This window comes from Hymenobacter qilianensis (assembly GCF_014638675.1).
In the GTDB taxonomy this organism is placed as follows: Bacteria; Bacteroidota; Bacteroidia; order Cytophagales; family Hymenobacteraceae; genus Hymenobacter; species Hymenobacter qilianensis.
The window spans coordinates 324,161-342,140 of record NZ_BMFN01000003.1; the positions used below are offsets into that span (position 1 = coordinate 324,161).

The following is a 17,980-nucleotide window of genomic DNA, read 5'->3' on the forward strand; positions in this document are numbered from 1 at the left end:
ACCTTACTTGCCTTACCTCGCGTCCCTACTCCTTTCCTGCATGAAGCACGTTACACGCAATTCTTTCGAACTTCTCATCATCGGCTTGCTGGCCCTCCACGGACCGGCAGCGCTTGCCCAGCAAGCCGCCCCGGCCACCAAAGCCGCCGCCAAGCCCACCGGCTCGCTGGCCGCGCAGGTCAAAGGCATGCAGAAGTTCGACGGCTACTTTCCTTTCTATTACGACCAGAAAACGGGCAAAATTTTCCTGGAAGTTGAGCGGTTCGACCAGGAGTTTTTGTACTTCGGCTCCCTGGCCAGCAGCGTGGGCAAAGGCATTGAGCGGGGCCAGAGCAGCTCGGCCATTGCCAAGTTTATTCGGGTGGGGGGCAAAATCCTGCTCATCGAGCCCAACTACGACTACCGGGCCGTGACCGACAACGCCGACGAGCAGCGCGCAGTAGATAATGCCTTTGCTAAGTCCGTTATCTGGGGATTCGCGCCGGTGGCCACGGAAGGCTCGAAAGTGCTGATCGACCTCACGCCTTTTCTGGTGCGCGACAGCCAGAAAATTGCTGAAGGGCTGGGCAGCCGCGGGTATCAGGGGCCCGGCTCCAGTTTGATGGGCGGCCCCGGCACCGGGCAACCCATCCCCTACAAAGTCGACGAGTCGCGCTCGGCTGTGTACCTGGAAAACACGCGCAACTTCCCCAAGAACACGGAGTTCGAGGCCATGATTACGTTTACGAGCACGCCCGGCCGCGGCGCCGACTACTCCATTGCGCCCGACCCGAACGCCGTGACCGTGCAGATGCACCAAGCTTTCATTGAGCTACCCGAAAAGGGATTTCGCCCCCGCAAGTTTGACCCCCGCTCCGGCTTCCAGGACTTTAGCTACCTGGACTTTGCCGCCCCCATGAGTCAGCCGCTGGCGCAGCGCTTCATTGTGCGGCACCGCCTCGAAAAGAAGGACCCCACGGCCGCCGTCAGCGAAGCCGTGAAGCCTATTGTGTACTACGTCGATCGGGGAGCGCCGGCGTCCATCAAAAAAGCCCTGCTGGATGGTGGCGCGTGGTGGAATCAGGCCTTTGAGGCAGCTGGCTACAAGGATGCCTTCCAGATAAAAGAGCTGCCGGTGGGCGCCGACCCTATGGACATCCGCTACAATATGGTCAACTGGATCAACCGGTCGGGCGTGCCGCGGGCCTATTCGTACGGGGCCAATTACGTGGACCCGCGCACGGGTGAAATCATCAAAGGCATCGTGTCATTGGGCGCCGACCGGCACCGGCAAGACTACCTTATTGCTGAGGGCTTATTGCAGCCCTACGAAGATGGCAAGCCCGTATCCGACAAAATGGAGCAGATGGCTTTGGCTCGTATTCGCCAGCTGTCGGCCCACGAAATCGGTCATACGCTCGGGCTGCACCACAACTTTACCGCCAGCACCAAAGACCGCGCTTCGGTGATGGATTATCCGTTTCCGCGATTCAGTCTGCAGCCCGACGGCACCCTCGACTTATCGCAGGCCTACGCCGTGGGCATCGGCAGCTGGGACAAGCGCGCCATAACATGGGGATACGCCGATTTCCCCAAGGGCACCGACGAAAACCAGGCGCTCGAGCGCATCATGCAGGAGACTTTGCAGCAGGGCCACCGCTTCATCCCCGACATTGGTGGCTACGCGCACCCGGCCGCCAACCAGTGGGAAGACGGCACCGACCCAATTGCTCAGCTAGCCACGCTGATGAAAGTGCGCCGCCACGTGCTCGACCAGTTTTCTGAAAAAGCCATCCGCTCCGAGGCGCCCATGGCTACGCTGGAAGAAGTGCTGGTGCCCATGTATCTGCTCCACCGCTACCAGGTAGAAGCTGTGGCCAAATCGCTTGGGGGGCAATTTTTCACTCACGCCGTGAAAAACGATGGTCAGGCTCCGACCCAGATGGTGGACCCGGCCGTGCAGTGGCAGGCGTTTGAGGCGCTGCTAACCACTGTCACGCCGGCCGCGCTACAGCTGCCTGAGGCGCTGATTGCCAAAATTCCGCCCCGGCCATCGGGCTACCCCAAGACGCTGGAAACCTTTGCGGGCTACACCGGCCCCACCTTCGATCCGCTGGCTGCCGCCGAAGCCGCCGCCGGCCCAACTATCGCCTCCCTGCTCAACCCGCAGCGCGCCGCGCGCCTTATCGAATACCAGGCCCGCGACAGTCGGCAGCCTGGGTTCCTGCCCGTAGTTGAGCGGTTGGTGGATCGTACCTGGCGCGCCAAGCCCGAAACCGGCTACGCCGGCGCGCTCCAAACGGTGGTCAACAACCTGACCCTGAAGTACCTGCTACAGCTCGCGGCCGACAACCGAGCCTCCGCCAGCGTGCGCGGACAGGCCTTGCTGGCCATAGACGACTTACAACAGTGGATGCGCAAGGAAGCCAAGCGGGGCAAAGGGCCGCAGCAAGCCAACCTGCTTTTTGGCTTGTCGCAGATCGAGCAGTTCCGCGCCGACCCAAAGTCGTTCACCGCCCCACCGGCGGCAGAAATGCCCCCCGGAGCTCCCATCGGCATGCCATCCATGAGCTTTCTGGATTAGTTGTCCGTCGAATCCTACGCCGGGTTCCAGCTTATTTTCCTTAGAAAGGTTGCAGGTTTATGCCTGAAATACCTTTGCACAAACGAGGCGCGTAGCTGGTATTTTTATTTTTGAGTTATGCTTGGGTAGCGTCCGGACGTTTATCCGTTACGTACCACTTCCTTTAGTATCTTCTGTTGGCTTCCCTGACGTTGCTTTTCACTCTGCTATGTCTTTCTCTGACCGCCCTTCCCTGGAAGTGGAAAACCAAGCCCTTCGGGCCGAAATAGCGCTCCTGAAGGCCCAGCGCGTCGTCCAGGCCGAGTATCAGGCCCTGGCTGAGGCCTACCAGCACAGCCAGGTGCGCTTCCGCAGTGTGTTTGAAGCCTCCCCGCTAGGCCAGAAAATCATTGGCCCCGATTTAACTATCCGCCAGGCCAACCCGGCCATTGCGGCTATGCTGGGTCTCAAGAGCCCCGAGGAGCTGCTGGACCGGGTTATCCTGGACTTCGTTCACCCTCACTATAAAGCCGACTGGAACCGCCTGCGCGAAGCCTTATGGTCTCACCACCTGCCCTCCTATGTGCTCGAAAGCTACTTTATACGGGCTAATGGTCTCCACTTTTGGTGCCGGGTAACCTCCGTCCTGTTCACCGAGGACGGGCAAGACTGGGGCTACACGACCCTGGAAGACATCACGGCCCGCAAACACCTCGAAGCGCAGCAGCTGCAGCAGCAACAGCAGGTACAGGCCGCCAACGAGGAGTTGGCCGTGGTCAACGAAGAGCTGCGCATCACTAACGAAGAGCTGCTGGAGGCCAATACCCTACTAGAGCAGACCAATGCGGAGCTCGACAGCTTTGTCTACGCCGCCTCCCACGATCTGAAAGCGCCCATCGTGAATCTGGAAAGCTTGGTGCTGACCTTAACCCAGGAACTGGCCCCCGCGGCCCAGCAAGCGGGTCAGGTACCGGGCATCCTGGAGATGATGAAGCAGGCGATTGAGCGCTTTCGCCATACGCTCAACAGCCTGACCGAAATCGGGACCATGAAGGAGGAAGTCACCCACTCGCGGCAAGTCGTCAGATTAGCGGCCGTGGTCGAGGACGTGCGCCAAGACCTGCAGCCCCTACTCACCACCTCGGGCGGCCAGATCGAGGTAGACCTTGCGGGTGAGCCCTCCTTGGTCTTCTCGGAAAAGAACCTGCGCAGCCTGATCTTCAACCTGGTCAGCAACGGCCTCAAGTACCGCCACCCCGACCGCCCTCCCCTGGTGCGGGTGAGCAGCCAGCGCACCGAGGGCCAGATAGTGCTGCGCGTGCAGGACAATGGTCTGGGCCTAGATACGGCGCAGCAGGGGCAGCTCTTTACCTTATTCCGGCGCTTGCATACCCACGTGGAAGGCTCGGGCGTGGGCCTGTACCTGGTCAAAAAAATCGTGGACCAGGCCGGGGGCAGCATCCGGGTGGAAAGCCAGCCGGGCCAGGGCTCCACCTTTATCGTGGCGTTGCCCAGCAAGGGCGTGAAGTAGTGCTAGCTGTTAAAGTGCTATGAATCCGACCAGGCGAATGACAATGGGGAGTGGTAACTCGATGGCTTTTTCTGCGAAAGCTTGGCAGCATTCCCGAGAGGAAAATAACAGCATTGGAACCAATACACCCGGGACCTTTGTATACATGAACAAATGATCATACATTTGAAGCGCCATATGACACCCACTACCGCGCCCACTGACTTAAATCTGACCACCGAAAAGATGGAGAAGGTGGCCTTCATCCTCAAGACCACGGCCCACCCTACCCGCATTGCCATTGTGCAGCTGCTCTCGGGTCAGGAGAGCCTCTCGGTTACTGATATCAGCGAAAAGCTGAGCGTGGAGCAAAGCCTGCTTTCCCACCACCTGACGGGCATGAAGCTCAAGGGCATTCTGAGCAGCACCCGCGACGGCAAAAACATCTTTTATTCGCTGAAAATGCGCGAAGTAGTGGACGTGATTCAGTGCCTGGCCAGCTGCACGTTCCTGTAATCGGAGCCGGCCTTTTTTTGACCATATACATGAACATCTTTTCATAATTACATACATTCACATAAGCTCGCATGTTACACCTCGTCGGCTACTTCGCGGCCATCTTTATCGGCCTTTCCCTGGGCATTATGGGCGGGGGCGGCTCCATTCTCACCGTGCCGGTGCTGGTGTATCTGATGGGCGTGAGCCCGGTGCTGAGCACGGCCTACTCCCTGTTTGTGGTGGGCTCTACCTCGGTGGTGGGCGCCTCGGGCTACTTCCGCAAGGGCCTGGTGTCCATTCCCACGGCCCTGGTGTTTCTGGCCACTTCGCTGGTGTCGGTATTTATGACCCGCAAGTACCTGATGCCCGCCATTCCGCACGAGTTGTTTACGGTGGGCAGCATTGCCTTCACCAAAGATCTGCTGGTACTAGTGGCCTTTGCCGTGCTCATGGTAGTGGCCGCCGCTTCCATGATCCGCAGCAAGCAGGCCGAGGAAATCCTGGACGACGACATGCACCACAAGCACCGCGTGAACTACCCGCTCATCCTGGCAGTGGGCGCTGTAGTGGGCGTACTCACGGGCTTTGTGGGCGCGGGCGGCGGCTTTCTGATTATTCCCGCCCTGGTGCTGTTTGCCCGCCTGCCCATGAAAACAGCGGTGGGCACCTCCCTGGTCATCATTGCCGTCAACTCCCTCATCGGGTTCACCGGGGATTTGAGCGCCGGCACCCCCATTGCCTGGCCTTTTTTGCTCGGCTTCCTGGCCTTCGCTGTGGGGGGTATTGTGCTGGGCACCTTCCTGGCCCGCTACATCCCGGGCGCCAAGCTCAAGCCGGCTTTCGGCTGGTTTACTCTGGCCATGGGTGCCTTTATTCTGCTGCGCGAACTGGTTTTTACCACCTAAGCTCAATTCTGGCTGCTTTTTGGATTCCCCCTCATTTCCTGCCATCACCGCTTTTTCATCTGCTTTCCTCACCTCCCAACTACTCCTATTATGAAAATCGAACAGTTTGAAGACAAGGGCCTGGCCCACTTCTCCTATGCTATTCTCAGTGAGTGCGCCCGCGAAATCGTGCTCATTGACCCCGCGCGTGACCCGCAGCCCTATTACGACTACGCGAAGGCGAATGAGGCCCGGATTGTCAGCGTCATTGAAACCCACCCTCACGCCGATTTTGTCTCTTCCCACCTGGAAATTGCCCAGCAAACTGGCGCCATCATCCGGGTGAGCAAGCTGCTGGGAGCCGATTATGCATTTGAGGCCTTCGATGAAGGCGACTCGTTCACGGTAGGCAAGCTGACTTTCCGGGCTCTGAATACGCCCGGTCACTCCCCCGACTCTATCAGCATTGTGCTCAGCCGCGAAGGCCAGGATGTGGCCGTGTTTACCGGCGATACCCTGTTCATCGGCGACGTGGGCCGCCCCGACCTGCGCGAAAAGGCCGGCAACATTATGGCCAAGCGCGAAGAGCTGGCCAAGCAGATGTACCACAGTCTGCGCGAAAAGCTGATGACGCTCGCCGATGACGTGCTGGTGTACCCGGCCCACGGCGCGGGCTCGCTTTGCGGCAAAGCTTTGAGCGGGGCCAACAGCAGCACCATCGGGGCCGAGAAAATCGGCAACTATGCCCTGCGGCCCTTAACCGAGGAGGCATTTGTGCAGGAGCTGCTGGCTGATCAGCCCTTCATTCCCAAGTACTTCGGCTACGATGTGGCCCTGAATAAAGCCGGTGCCCCGGCCTATGCGCTCAGCGTGCAGCAGGTACCACGCCTTGCCGCCGACGTTCAACCGGAGCCCGGCGTGCTGGTGGTGGACACCCGCCCCGAAGCCGAGTTCAAGCAAGGCCACACGGCCGGTGCCCTCAATATTCAGCTGGGGGGCAAATTTGAAACCTGGCTGGGTTCCATTGTCGGCCCCGAGGAGAAGTTTTACCTGGTAGCAGCCGATGAGGCGGCCCGGGAAGACCTGATTCAGAAAACCGCCAAAATCGGCTACGAAGCCCTGATAAAGGGTGCGCTGGTGGGCACGCCTGCCAACGATGAAACCCTGCCGAAGCTGGACGTGGAGCAGTTCCGCCAGCACCCGGAAGCCTACACCATCGTGGACATCCGCAATGCCTCCGAAGCCCAGGCCGAGCCGCTGTTTGACGGCGCCCTGAACATTCCGCTGCCGGAGCTGCGCGAGCGGGTGCAGGAAATCCCGGCCGGGAAGCCCGTCGTGGTGCACTGCGCCGGCGGCTACCGCTCGGCCGCCGGGGCCAGCATCGTGGCGCCGGCCCTGCCGGGCACGAAGGTGCTGGACTTAAACGAGGCCGTAAAGTCCTTCCAGACCGCAGCCGCGGCCCACTAATTCTGCCAGCGTGAGCTGCCGTCCGGCCCCGGCGGGGCGGCAGCCTGCTTCCTGCACTTAACCCTTCTAACCTACCCCAGCCATGTTCGGTCTATTTAATTCAACTTCGAAAGCCTACCAAAACCTAAAACCGGCCGAGTTTGCCGCCGGCTTGCGCCAGCCCGGCGCGCTGCTGCTGGACGTGCGCCGGCCTGATGAGTTTGCCGCCGGCCACCTGCCCGGGGCCGTCAATCTCGACGTGACCAGCCCTGAGTTTGCCCGGCGCGTGGCCGCGCTGGATAAAGCTCAGCCCACTTACGTGTACTGCCGCAGCGGAGCCCGCTCCGCCACGGCCGCCGCCCAGCTTACCGGCGCCGGATTTACGACCGTCGCTAACCTGCTGGGCGGCGTCATGGACTGGCCCGAGAAGCTGGTTCGCTAGCCCCCGGCTCCTTGCCCGCCGGCCTGACAGCCCATGCCGCAGGCCACTTTTTTCCCTGTTTTTCTTTTGATTTTTCTGCTTTATGCTTGAGTTACTTCGCCAGCCTTGGCCCTGGTACGTGGCCGGCCCCCTGATCGGGCTGACCGTCCCCGCGTTGCTGCTCATCGGCAACAAAGCCCTGGGTATCAGCTCCTCGCTGCGCCACGTGTGCGCTGCCTGCGTGCCCGCGGGCATTCCCTTTCTGACTTATAATTGGCGTGCCGAAATCTGGAACCTGTTTTTTGTGCTCGGCATTGCGGTGGGGGGCTTTTTAGGCTACCAGGTGCTGGGCCACCCCGATACCATTGCCATTTCGGCCGAAACGGTCCGCGACCTGAAAGCCCAGATGGGCCTGACGGACTTCTCGGGCTTATTACCCAAAGAGCTGTTTGCCCTGGAAAACTTGGCCAACTGGAAAGGCTGGGTGTTTCTGGTGCTGGGGGGCTTTTTGGTCGGCTTCGGCACCCGCTACGCCGGGGGCTGCACCTCGGGCCACGCCATCTCGGGCCTCTCCAACCTGCAGTGGGTGTCGCTAGTCGCCGTCATCGGCTTCTTTATCGGTGGCCTGCTCATGACCTGGGTGTTTTACCCGTTGCTGTTTTAACCTCCCCCTCCATGAAAAATCTGAAATAACTGGTGCTGGGCGTCTTGTTCGGCCTCATCCTGACCAAAAGCGAAGTCATCAGCTGGTGGCGCATCCAGGAGATGTTCCGCTTCCAGAGCTTTCACCTGTACGGCATCATCGGCTCGGCCATTCTGGTGGGCCTGGTGTCCATTCAGCTTATCAAGCGCAACCACGTGAAAAGCCTCAACGGGGAGCCCATCGCCATTGCTGATAAAAAGTACAACCACGGCACCTGGATTGGCGGCATCATCTTCGGGCTGGGCTGGGCCCTGACCGGCGCCTGCCCCGGCCCGCTGTTCGCGCAGCTGGGCAGTGGGGTGGCCGGTGCGGCGGTGCTGATTCTGGCCGCCCTGGCCGGCACCTGGACCTACAGCGCCCTGCGCGAAAAGCTGCCGCATTAACTTGGTCTGGCCGCGGCCGCCTGCCTCCGACCCGCGTCGGGCTTTCCTGCTTTATCTCCTTTCAAGTGCCCCATGTCTCCTCGACTCGGCTTGCGCGAAAACTGGCAACAATTTATCCTCCTGTTTTTAGTGAATGCCAGTTAGGGCGGCATGGTAGGGCTGGAACGCACAATTCTGCCCCAGCTGGCCGAGCAGGAAGTTCATTTGGTGGCCCGTTCGGCTATTCTGTCCTTCATCGTGGTGTTTTGGCTGACTGACCAAAGCCACCGCAATAAGGTATCTATAACAACCGTTTCTCTTACGCACCTAATCACGTGGCACTTCACTTCGCCAATCGGTCCGCTTGTCTGGATAGCGATAGCCCCGATTTACCAAGTAGGCAATGGCTAAGATTAGCATAAACCCAATGACAAGAACAAGCCCTAACCTTAGCCGATAGCTTAGCCGCTTATGTCGTCTTGTTAAAGGATGGTCACTGAATTTTGCTCTCATATGGTTAAGCTAAAGGAAGGCAGACGACTAACTCATATCACTAAACAAATATAATATATAATTCATATCATAGGATGACTTATTATCTAACCCTTCTTACACCTTATAGCAGTACTTATTGATGACGGGAGCTTTCCTATTAAATCCTCTTTCATAAAACTGCAGTTGATTAAGTTTGGATAAACTTTCTTCAACTTGCGGTCTTTTACCCTCCTCTAGTATGCACTGCATGCCTGCGGCAGGCTTGTTTTACATACCACCCATAAATTAGGCTATACTATCGGTAAACGCCTTACAGGTGACTAAGAGACTCTAAAACGAGCCATTTACACTTTTACTTCGTATAGGGAGCTGCCCTTTTTGCTACGACGCCGACAAACCACTACAGTGACCCCTGTCCCGTATAATTCTACTTCGCTGCTTGCCCCAATCCGAAGGAGTTTATGCTCCTTAATGGTATTCCTAGTATGTTTTTTGGTATTGCCAGCGCTGCAGAGCAGAGCGCAAGTCAAGATAATGCTCTTAGGCGACTCGATTACCCACGGAACCCCGGAGCACACTACATATCGTCGTCCTCTGTGGCTCAAGTTGCAGGAGGAGAAGTATGACGTCGATTTTGTGGGTTCTAAAAACACGAATGAGGGAGGGGCTACTATCTTCCAGGACTTTGACCCCAACCATGACGGAGCCTCGGGCCTGCGAGCGGATGAATTGCTCCCCTATATCCCGGAATGGGCGGCTTACGCTCAGCCTGACATTGTGCTCCTCCATGCTGGTACCAATGACCTTTTAGGTACCTCTAGTGTGGAGGATACCCGCGACGATATAGGCAAACTGATTGATGCGTTGCGCGCGGTTAACCCGAAGGTGAGTGTACTTGTAGCTCAGGTATTACCAACCGATCTTACAAACAATGACGTTCAAAATAAGATACCTGCGTTTAACGCCTTGCTTCCGGCCTTAGCAAGCGCGAAAACCACAGATGAGTCGTCGATAATTATCGTCGATCATTATACAGGTTTCGGTTCAGAGGACCTTTACGATAAGCTGCATCCAAACGAGCAAGGGGAGGAAAAAATGGCAGAGCGCTGGCTAGCAGCCTTAAAATCCAACGCGCTGCTAGGGCGGCCGCTACCAGTTAGCCTAGTCCAATTTGACGCTCGGGCGGTGCCGGATGGCATACAGCTGCAGTGGGTCACGGCCAGCGAGCAGAATAATGCTGGGTTCACAATTGAACGGAGCACGACGGGAACTGAATTTGCTGCCGTAGGGCAAGTAGTAGGCCGGGGTACTACTGCTAGTCGAAGTAGCTATTCCTTTTTAGATGCTACTGCGCTTACCCATCCAAAAATTTATTACCGCCTGCGCCAAACCGATACCAATGGGGTCGTTAGATTCTCCGGCGTCGTAACGGTCTCGCCGATTCATCAGTCTGAATTAACTGTTAGTCCGGTCCCGGCGGACCGAATAATAACGGTGAGCGGTATTGTTAGCCAAACGCCGATTACTATCTGGAACGGACGCGGTCAAGTGGTCGACCGTCAGGTGGCCGAGGGTACGCAGATCACGCTCGATATCTCCCAGCTTAGTCAGGGGCTTTACTACCTTCAGGCAGGAACCAGGCGTGTGCGCTTCATTAAACACTGACCGGGCGAAACCAGAGCCGGTAGCAGATTAAGTAGAAATACCAGGAAGTCCGAATTATACATTTTTTAGTGATTCGTTCAGCCTACTTTTGCATCTTTACGAATCGTCCTGTAGCATTCTCTACTGCAGTACTCCCTATTTCCCGAACATATTATTATTAATGTTGCTTAGTCACATCTTATTTTTTACCCCGCCTTGACGCGGTAGGCTCCTGTAAAGGGAGCCTGTTATTTAATACCGGCTAGCTAGGCGTTCCTGGTGGCCCTGCTTTGCCGTGCCTGCGGGCGTAGGCAGTTAAAAGCTTTATTCTATTACCTGTTTGAATTTCATACTTGGTGCAGCTCCAGCAGCCGTGCCTTGACTGGCTATGCTTTTTAATTCCTTTGAGTTCCTCGTTTTTTTCGTGGTTGTCACCACCCTGTACTACATCCTTCCCCACCGTCATCGATGGTGGCTGTTGCTAGGAGCCAGTTGCGGGTTTTATATGGCCTTTATTCCGGCCTACATCCTGATTCTGTTTTTCACCATTCTCATCGACTATGTAGCAGGTATACAGATTGCAAAGGCTACCGGACCGCGGCGCAAGCAATTTCTTATCCTTAGCTTAATAGCTAACCTGGGGGTGTTGGCCATCTTCAAGTACTACAATTTCTTTCTCGATAACGTGGGGGCCCTGCTCGACTCGCTTCACGTCACGCAATATGAGCTGCCCTACTTAGGCATTATCCTGCCCATTGGCTTGTCGTTTCACACGTTTCAGGCCATGAGCTACACCATTGAAGTGTATCGGGGCAACTTTCCGGCGGAGCGTCATCTGGGCCTGTACTCGTTGTACGTCATGTTCTATCCTCAGCTCGTGGCCGGGCCAATTGAGCGGCCCCAGAACGTGCTGCCGCAGTTTCACGAGGAAAAGCACTTCGACTTCAATGAGGTGGTGATGGGCTTACAACGTATACTGTGGGGCTTGTTCAAGAAAGTAGTGGTCGGGGATGTGCTGGCCGGGTACGTCAACTCAGTTTATAATAATTATGAAATGCACTCCGGGTGGTCCTTGCTGCTGGCTACCTATGCCTTTGCCATCCAGATCTACTGCGACTTCTCCGGCTATTCCGACATTGCCTTGGGCTCGGCGCAGGTAATGGGGTTTAAGCTAATGGAGAATTTCCGCCTACCGTACTTTGCCAAGAGCGTCACCGAGTTCTGGCGGCGCTGGCATATTTCCCTTTCTACCTGGCTGCGCGACTACTTGTATATCTCGCTAGGGGGCAGTCGGTTGGGCAAAATCTTTACCTACCGCAACCTCATGCTAACCATGCTGCTGGGAGGATTATGGCACGGAGCCTCTTGGAATTTCGTCATCTGGGGTTTTCTCAATGGCTTGTATTTGAGCGTAGAAAAACTTCTCGGCGTACGTGTTGGCGAGCCGCTAAGCTGGCCTGTTAAACTCCTGCGGGTGCTCCTCACCTTCCACCTTATTTGCCTGACCTGGGTGTTTTTTCGCGCGACTACCTTTGAGCAAGCATGGTATGTCGTGACCCACGTGACGGAGGTGCTGCACACGGCGCCACCCGCGCTAGACCTGGAAAAGCTGGGCACGTTTATGCCTCGCGTAGCCGTGCTGCTGCTGCTCGAATATGCCTTCCTCCGCCGCCACGATTTTCACTTGCTGGCTCCGACGAACGGGTGGGCCAAGCCGCTGGCTGTGTCCCTGGGGCTGGTCGTTGTGCTCTTGTGCTTCGGTGTCAGCTCTGGGGGGCAATTTATTTATTTTCAGTTTTAACCTCCTCGTCTACTCGTTATGAAGAACTTCACCATCTTCTTTTTGCTCTTTATGGGGGGGCTTTTTTCGCTGGATCGCGGCGGCGCGTGGCTGCTGGATAATCTGTACGAGCGGGTCCGCAACGGCCAGCGAGGAGGCCTAGTCAATACCTACCTGGACTTGCTTCCGCCCCCCATCGTATTGATGGGCGACTCGCGGCTGGTGTCTAATATCTGCCCTGATAGTCTGGGCCCGGGCACGTTCAGCCTTGGCCATCATGGCACCACGCAGATTTTTCATACGGCCCTGCTGAGTGTCCTGCGGCAAAAGCAAAAGCTGCCCCGCACGATTCTGCTGCACGTCGATCTGGATGAGTATCTGCGTCCCAGCTACCCGGAAGACATTCAGTATCTGAAGTATTACTATGGGCAAAACCCGCTTGTGACGGCCTATACCAACGAATGGACGTGGCTGGCGCCGCTGAAGTTCAGCTTTGCGCTGTACCGCCATAACAGCAACGTGGCGAGCCTCGCCAAGAACTACGTGAGCAGTAAGCCCGATGCGCCTCTTAATCAAGGCTATGAGCCAGAAACGCCCTCACCTCAGGATAGCGCACGCACGCTCTATGCGCTGGAAAAGCTTAACGCGGAACCTCCCTACCTCAATAGGGCCCATCTGCGGTATCTAAGCGAGTTTATTGCCATTTGCAAACAGGAGCAGATAGAGTTGATTTGCTTTACCGCCACCTATTATCAGCGGCCGCGCCATCTGGCGGCCACTTCCGCCCTGGTTGATTCTGTGCTGCGGGCTGAATCTATTCTCTATATCAACTATGCCCAACAGCCCATTGCCGAGCTTTCCAACAACCTGCGGTACTGGCACGATGCGACGCATTTAAACGCGCGGGGTATTCCGCTGCATAGTCAGGATCTGGCCCGCCGGGTGGCCGAGGTGCGAGCCCGGAAGCCGCTGCTCTAAATGCCCATCATTCAAAAATAAACTGTCAGAGTCATCCTTCGAAGTGTTAGCCTGATTGGGTTCGCTTGACATTCACCTCCAGGCACTTCTTCTCTGCTTATGCCCCTGCATCACGCCTCCATTTTTCAGCTTACTCCGCCCTGAAGTTTGGCTTTAGATATTCTTCTCCCTGCTTTCAACTGAAAGCAGACAGATTTCCTTTTGTCCATTCTCAGTGCGTTTTATGCAACAAGTACTTCAATACTTCACTCAGTACCAAATAAATTTTAAGAATGAAATTCTCTCGGGCCTCACAGTAGCCCTGGCCTTGATTCCGGAGGCGGTGGCCTTCTCCCTCATTGCGGGAGTACCGCCTTTGGTGGGCTTATATGCCGCCTTTGTGATGGGGCTCGTTACCTCCCTGCTAGGTGGCCGGCCAGGCATGATTTCCGGGGCGACGGGGGCAGTTGCCGTGGTGTTGGTAGCTCTGGCCAAAAGCCACGGGGTAGAGTACATTTTCGCCACCGTTGTGCTGGCCGGTATTCTGCAGATACTGGCCGGAGTGTTTCGGCTGGGCAAGTTCATTCGCCTGGTGCCGCACTCGGTGATGTTTGGCTTCGTCAATGGGCTGGCCATTGTTATTTTCCTGTCCCAGATCGTGCAGTTTCAGACGATGGACGCTGCTGGGGTAAGCCACTGGCTAACGGGAACGCCCTTACTTACTATGCTGTGGCTCGTGGGTCTCACCATAGCCATTATCGTAGGGTTGCCGCGCCTGACGAAGGCCGTTCCAGCTTCTCTGGCTGCTATTTTGGTGGTGTCGGCGCTGGTTATCGGCTTGGGTATTGATACCAAAACCGTCGGAGATATTGCCTCCATTAAAGGCGGCTTTCCGCCCTTCCATATTCCAGCTGTGCCGTTCAATCTGCAAACGCTGGCGCTGATTTTCCCCTATGCGGCCATCGTGGCAGGTGTGGGCCTGATTGAAAGCCTGCTCACCCTGAACCTTATTGACGAAATCACGGAAACGAGGGGCCGCACCAACAAAGAGTGCGTGGCGCAGGGCGTAGCCAATATTACTTCGGGCTTCTTTTTTGGAATGGGCGGCTGCGCGATGATTGGCCAGAGTCTGATCAACATTTCGTCGGGTGCCCGCGCCCGCCTTTCCGGCATTGTGGCGGCAGTTATGCTGCTGGTTTTCATCATGTTCGGGGCTTCTTTTATTGAGCGGGTACCCATGGCCGCCCTCACGGGCCTGATGATTATGGTATCAGTGGGCACGTTTGAGTGGGCCTCGCTGAAGACGTTTGGTAAGATGCCCGCCTCCGATGTACTGGTGATGGTGCTGGTGACGGGCATTACCGTAGCCCTGCACAACCTGGCCCTGGCCGTGCTCATCGGCGTTATCATTGCTGCCTTGGTCTTTGCCTGGGAAAACGCCACCCGCATCCGGGCGCGCAAGTACAACGATGAAGCCGGTGTAAAGCACTATGAGCTGTTCGGGCCGCTGTTCTTTGGCTCGGTGCAAACCTTCAGCGAGAAGTTTGATGTACAGAACGACCCCTCGGAAGTCGTCATCGACTTCAAAGAAAGCCGGGTGGCCGATATGTCGGCCATTGAAGCTTTAAACAAACTGACGGAGCGCTACCACCGGGCCGGCAAGAAGGTGCACCTGCGTCACCTGAGTCCTGATTGTCGGAAGCTGCTGGACAATGCCAGATCCATCATTGACGTCAATGTTATGGAAGACCCGATCTACACGGTGGCGGGGGCCAACCAGACGTACTAACCGGCCCGTATCATGATTCCCGAGATTCCCCGCTAGCAGCAGTATCTGTTGCTGGCGGGCGCCGGACTGGCCATCGTCACGAGTCTAAGTCTGCGGTCGACGGGCGACACCTTGAGTGAAAGCTTTGTCCCGTTATTTCTGCCGGTAGTGTTGTGGTGGCCCCAGCCGGGAGGCTACTTCAAGCGCCTGTATTGGTGGCAGATGGTGCTCTTCCTGATGGGAGCCGAATTAGGACTACTGATCGTTACTCAACTGCATCTTCCGGGTTAAGCAAAAGGGCGTAAACTGCTTGCAGGAGACATAGTGTAGATATGGAGGGCTTTTTTGCCCAGTTTCAGCCTCAATTGTTATGCTGAAAAAGCCCCCCAGGCATCGTATGGGCCGCGCGGCAAGAGGCTGCGAACGTCTCCCCTTCTACCGGATAGGTAAAACAATAGTAAAAGCTACGTTACACCCGAATTGGCGGCAACGACCAGCTTTTCTTCACGGCCAGTAGTCGAAAGCCCGTAATCACGCCAACCGACACCAGAAAAGTAACGGTTGGGTCTATTTGCAGCCTGAGGGCCAAAACATACAGAAGTGCGCCTGTCAGGCAGGGAGTAGCATACAATTGTCGCTCAAATACCAAGGGAACCTCATTGGCGAGCGTATCGCGGATAACGCCGCCAAACAGTGCCGAAACGATACCCAGCAAAACCGCCGCCCACGGATTCACGCCCGCGTGCAGGGCTTTCTCCAGGCCCAGAATAGTGAAAATTCCGATTCCGAGGGTATCGAACACCAGCAAGGGGCGTTGCAGGATGCCCAACCACCAGCGGCGGCAAACAATGGCAATCAGGGCGCTGGCCAGAATGACTATCAGGTAGTTGGCGTCACTGATCCAAGTCACCGGGTAGGCGTGGATGATGACGTCGCGCAGGGTGCCTCCGCCAACCGCGGTTACAAACGCGAAGATGAACAGGGTGAGAATATCGTGGTCTTTCTTTTTATGCAAAGCGGCTAACGTACCGGATATGGCGAATACGCCGGTTCCGATCAAATCCGTCACATAGATTACATTCATGGAAGTCATTCCGGGGTGATGAGTTGGTAAGATCGGGCGAGGGCGGTGAAGGCCGCCACCTGTTGCTGCTCCCACTGGGCGTCGCGGCCTAGTTCTTCAGCCAGCAGGGCTGCCACTACGGGGGCGCAGTGCACGGCCGCGGCGGCGTCGAGAAAAAGTACGCGTACGCGGCGGGCCAGCACATCCTCAACGGTGCGGGCCAGCTCATAGCGGGCAGCCCACACCACTTGTACCTGTTGGAATGGCAGCTCCGGCGCCAAGCGCTGCCCCAGCGCTGGCCGCTCTTCCAGGAGGCGCTGCAAGGCGGGCCGGTCGCGGCCGTAGCCGGCGAGGTGGTGGGTGTGGTCGGGCGTAGCCTGGGAGCCGTGAATGGCCAGCTGGGCCGTGCGGCTGGGTTGCGGGGGCAAATTTCCCACCACAATGGCCTGATCTACCGCGTCCTGGCCCATGCGGCGATAGGTGGTCCACTTGCCGCCGCTGATGGTAATCAGGCCCGCGGCAGAAACCAGAATCTGGTGCTTACGCGAGAGGTCTTTGGTGGGGGTGGCGCCGGCCGCGGCGGCCAGGGGGCGCAGGCCCGCGAATACGCTCCGCACGTCGTGGCGCCCGGGCGGGCGCGCCAGATAACGGCCAGCGGTGCGCAGGATAAACTCGATTTCGGCTTCCAGGGCCTGCGGCTCCCAGCTGGGCTCTTTCAGGGGCGTATCCGTCGTTCCCAGCACCACTCGTCCCTGCCAAGGCACGGCAAACAGCACGCGGCCGTCATCGGTTTTGGGAATCAGCAGGGCATCGCTGCCGGGCAAAAACGACTGGTCCACTACGAGGTGCACGCCCTGGCTGGGCTGCACCAGCGGGTGCGTGCCAGGTGTGTCAAGCTGCCGGATCTCATCGATGAAAATGCCGGTAGCGTTGATTACGACGTTTCCCCGCAACTCGTAGGGGCGGCCGGTTTCTTCGTCGGTGGCCTGCACGCCGCACACGCGGCCCTGCGCATTTTTTAGCAGCCCGCGCACAGCCATGTAGTTGAGCACTGTGCCGCCCATCTCGATGGCCGTCTGGGCCAGGTTTACGGCCAGGCGGGCGTCGTCAAACTGCCCGTCGTGGTAGCGCACGCCGCCACGCAGGCCCTGCGAGCGTACATTACCCAGGCGTTGCAGCGTTTCGGCCCGGCTCAGGTATTCCGACGGTCCCAGGCTGCGCGAGCCGGCCAGCCAGTCGTAGAGCTTCAGGCCCACGGTGTAGAAGGCCGCATCGAACCAGGAGTAGACGGGAATAAGAAAAGCTTGATTGGTAACCAGGTGGGGGGCATTTTGGAGCAACAGGCCCCGCTCCATGAGTGCTTCGCGCACCAGCCCCACGTCGCCCTGGGCCAGATAGCGCACGCCGCCATGTACCAGCTTAGTGCTGCGGCTGCTCGTGCCCTTGGCAAAGTCCACCCGCTCGAGCAGCAGCGTTCGGTAGCCCCGGCTGAGCCCGTCCAGGGCTACGCCCAGGCCCGTAGCTCCGCCCCCAATGACGATCAAATCCCAGTTGGGCTGGCCGGCGAGCTGGGTGAGCAGAGTGGAGCGGTGAAACACCGTAGCGTCAGAGGGAGGAGGCATGGCATTGGGTTACGCGGACAAAGCTTGACAGCAGAAGGAAAAAGCCCCCCACTCGGAATGCGGCCACCGATGGGTATAAGGCAGCAGGTTGCCTCTGCATTTAAAAGCTCCAAGTAAGCGCCGACCTACTTCGCCGCCACCGTTTTTACTTGCAGCATGGCGCCCGGCTGTCTTTTCCTCCGCGTACTGCCTCCTACCTGGTTATGTATTCCAATACCTCCCGCGTTTGCTAGTTTAGCTTTCGGTCTCTGCTAGCAGCTGGGGGGCTTTTTCAGCCCTCAGGAT

Annotated in this window: 15 protein-coding genes; 13 read left to right on the forward strand and 2 right to left on the reverse strand. The window is 57.4% G+C overall.

The annotated features are described in order from the left end of the window. Window positions 1-40 precede the first annotated feature (40 nt). The 13 genes from IEW06_RS15965 to IEW06_RS16025 all read left to right on the forward strand — a co-directional run bounded on the left by IEW06_RS15965 (window position 41) and on the right by IEW06_RS16025 (window position 15,031). Window positions 41-2,563: a zinc-dependent metalloprotease gene (locus IEW06_RS15965; RefSeq protein WP_229743145.1), complete on the forward strand. Its 2,523-nt coding sequence runs from the start codon at window positions 41-43 to the stop codon at window positions 2,561-2,563. Window positions 2,564-2,771: 208 nt separating this feature from the next. After that, window positions 2,772-4,073, forward strand: coding sequence for a sensor histidine kinase (locus IEW06_RS15970; RefSeq protein ID WP_187731813.1), 1,302 nt, complete (start codon window positions 2,772-2,774; stop codon window positions 4,071-4,073). A gap of 177 nt (window positions 4,074-4,250) precedes the next feature. After that, window positions 4,251-4,568, forward strand: coding sequence for an ArsR/SmtB family transcription factor (locus IEW06_RS15975; RefSeq protein ID WP_223284510.1), 318 nt, complete (start codon window positions 4,251-4,253; stop codon window positions 4,566-4,568). 71 nt (window positions 4,569-4,639) lie between these two features. Further along, window positions 4,640-5,455 carry a sulfite exporter TauE/SafE family protein gene (locus tag IEW06_RS15980; RefSeq protein ID WP_187731812.1) on the forward strand — a complete coding sequence of 272 codons (816 nt, stop codon included), beginning with the start codon at window positions 4,640-4,642 and terminating at the stop codon, window positions 5,453-5,455. Between the two features lie 90 nt (window positions 5,456-5,545). Continuing rightward, window positions 5,546-6,901 carry a rhodanese-like domain-containing protein gene (locus IEW06_RS15985; RefSeq protein ID WP_187731811.1) on the forward strand — a complete coding sequence of 452 codons (1,356 nt, stop codon included), beginning with the start codon at window positions 5,546-5,548 and terminating at the stop codon, window positions 6,899-6,901. A gap of 82 nt (window positions 6,902-6,983) precedes the next feature. Beyond that, on the forward strand, window positions 6,984-7,322 hold the full coding sequence (locus IEW06_RS15990) for a rhodanese-like domain-containing protein (protein ID WP_187731810.1): 339 nt from the start codon (window positions 6,984-6,986) through the stop codon (window positions 7,320-7,322). A gap of 82 nt (window positions 7,323-7,404) precedes the next feature. Then, window positions 7,405-7,965, forward strand: a complete 561-nt coding sequence (locus tag IEW06_RS15995) for a YeeE/YedE family protein (protein WP_188548572.1) — start codon at window positions 7,405-7,407, stop codon at window positions 7,963-7,965. Between the two features lie 32 nt (window positions 7,966-7,997). Next, window positions 7,998-8,387: a DUF6691 family protein gene (locus tag IEW06_RS16000; protein ID WP_308422031.1), complete on the forward strand. Its 390-nt coding sequence runs from the start codon at window positions 7,998-8,000 to the stop codon at window positions 8,385-8,387. Between the two features lie 150 nt (window positions 8,388-8,537). Next, window positions 8,538-8,777, forward strand: a complete 240-nt coding sequence (locus IEW06_RS20940; RefSeq protein WP_187731809.1) for a hypothetical protein — start codon at window positions 8,538-8,540, stop codon at window positions 8,775-8,777. 555 nt (window positions 8,778-9,332) lie between these two features. Continuing rightward, window positions 9,333-10,526 carry a GDSL-type esterase/lipase family protein gene (locus tag IEW06_RS16010; RefSeq protein ID WP_187731808.1) on the forward strand — a complete coding sequence of 398 codons (1,194 nt, stop codon included), beginning with the start codon at window positions 9,333-9,335 and terminating at the stop codon, window positions 10,524-10,526. 367 nt (window positions 10,527-10,893) lie between these two features. Beyond that, entirely contained in the window at window positions 10,894-12,306 is a 1,413-nt protein-coding gene (locus IEW06_RS16015) for an MBOAT family O-acyltransferase (protein WP_188548573.1), read from the forward strand. Window positions 12,307-12,324: 18 nt separating this feature from the next. After that, complete coding sequence (locus tag IEW06_RS16020; protein WP_188548574.1) at window positions 12,325-13,263, forward strand: hypothetical protein; 939 nt, start codon at window positions 12,325-12,327, stop codon at window positions 13,261-13,263. Window positions 13,264-13,486: 223 nt separating this feature from the next. After that, complete coding sequence (locus tag IEW06_RS16025) at window positions 13,487-15,031, forward strand: SulP family inorganic anion transporter (RefSeq protein ID WP_187731806.1); 1,545 nt, start codon at window positions 13,487-13,489, stop codon at window positions 15,029-15,031. A gap of 448 nt (window positions 15,032-15,479) precedes the next feature. Here IEW06_RS16025 and IEW06_RS16030 read toward each other — a convergent pair whose 3' ends face one another. Both IEW06_RS16030 and IEW06_RS16035 read right to left on the reverse strand, forming a co-directional pair. Then, on the reverse strand, window positions 15,480-16,103 hold the full coding sequence (locus IEW06_RS16030; protein ID WP_229743146.1) for a trimeric intracellular cation channel family protein: 624 nt from the start codon (window positions 16,101-16,103) through the stop codon (window positions 15,480-15,482). Continuing rightward, window positions 16,100-17,695 carry a glycerol-3-phosphate dehydrogenase/oxidase gene (locus tag IEW06_RS16035; protein ID WP_188548575.1) on the reverse strand — a complete coding sequence of 532 codons (1,596 nt, stop codon included), beginning with the start codon at window positions 17,693-17,695 and terminating at the stop codon, window positions 16,100-16,102. The genes IEW06_RS16030 and IEW06_RS16035 overlap by 4 nt, the downstream gene beginning before the upstream one ends. Between the last annotated feature and the right edge of the window lie 285 nt (window positions 17,696-17,980).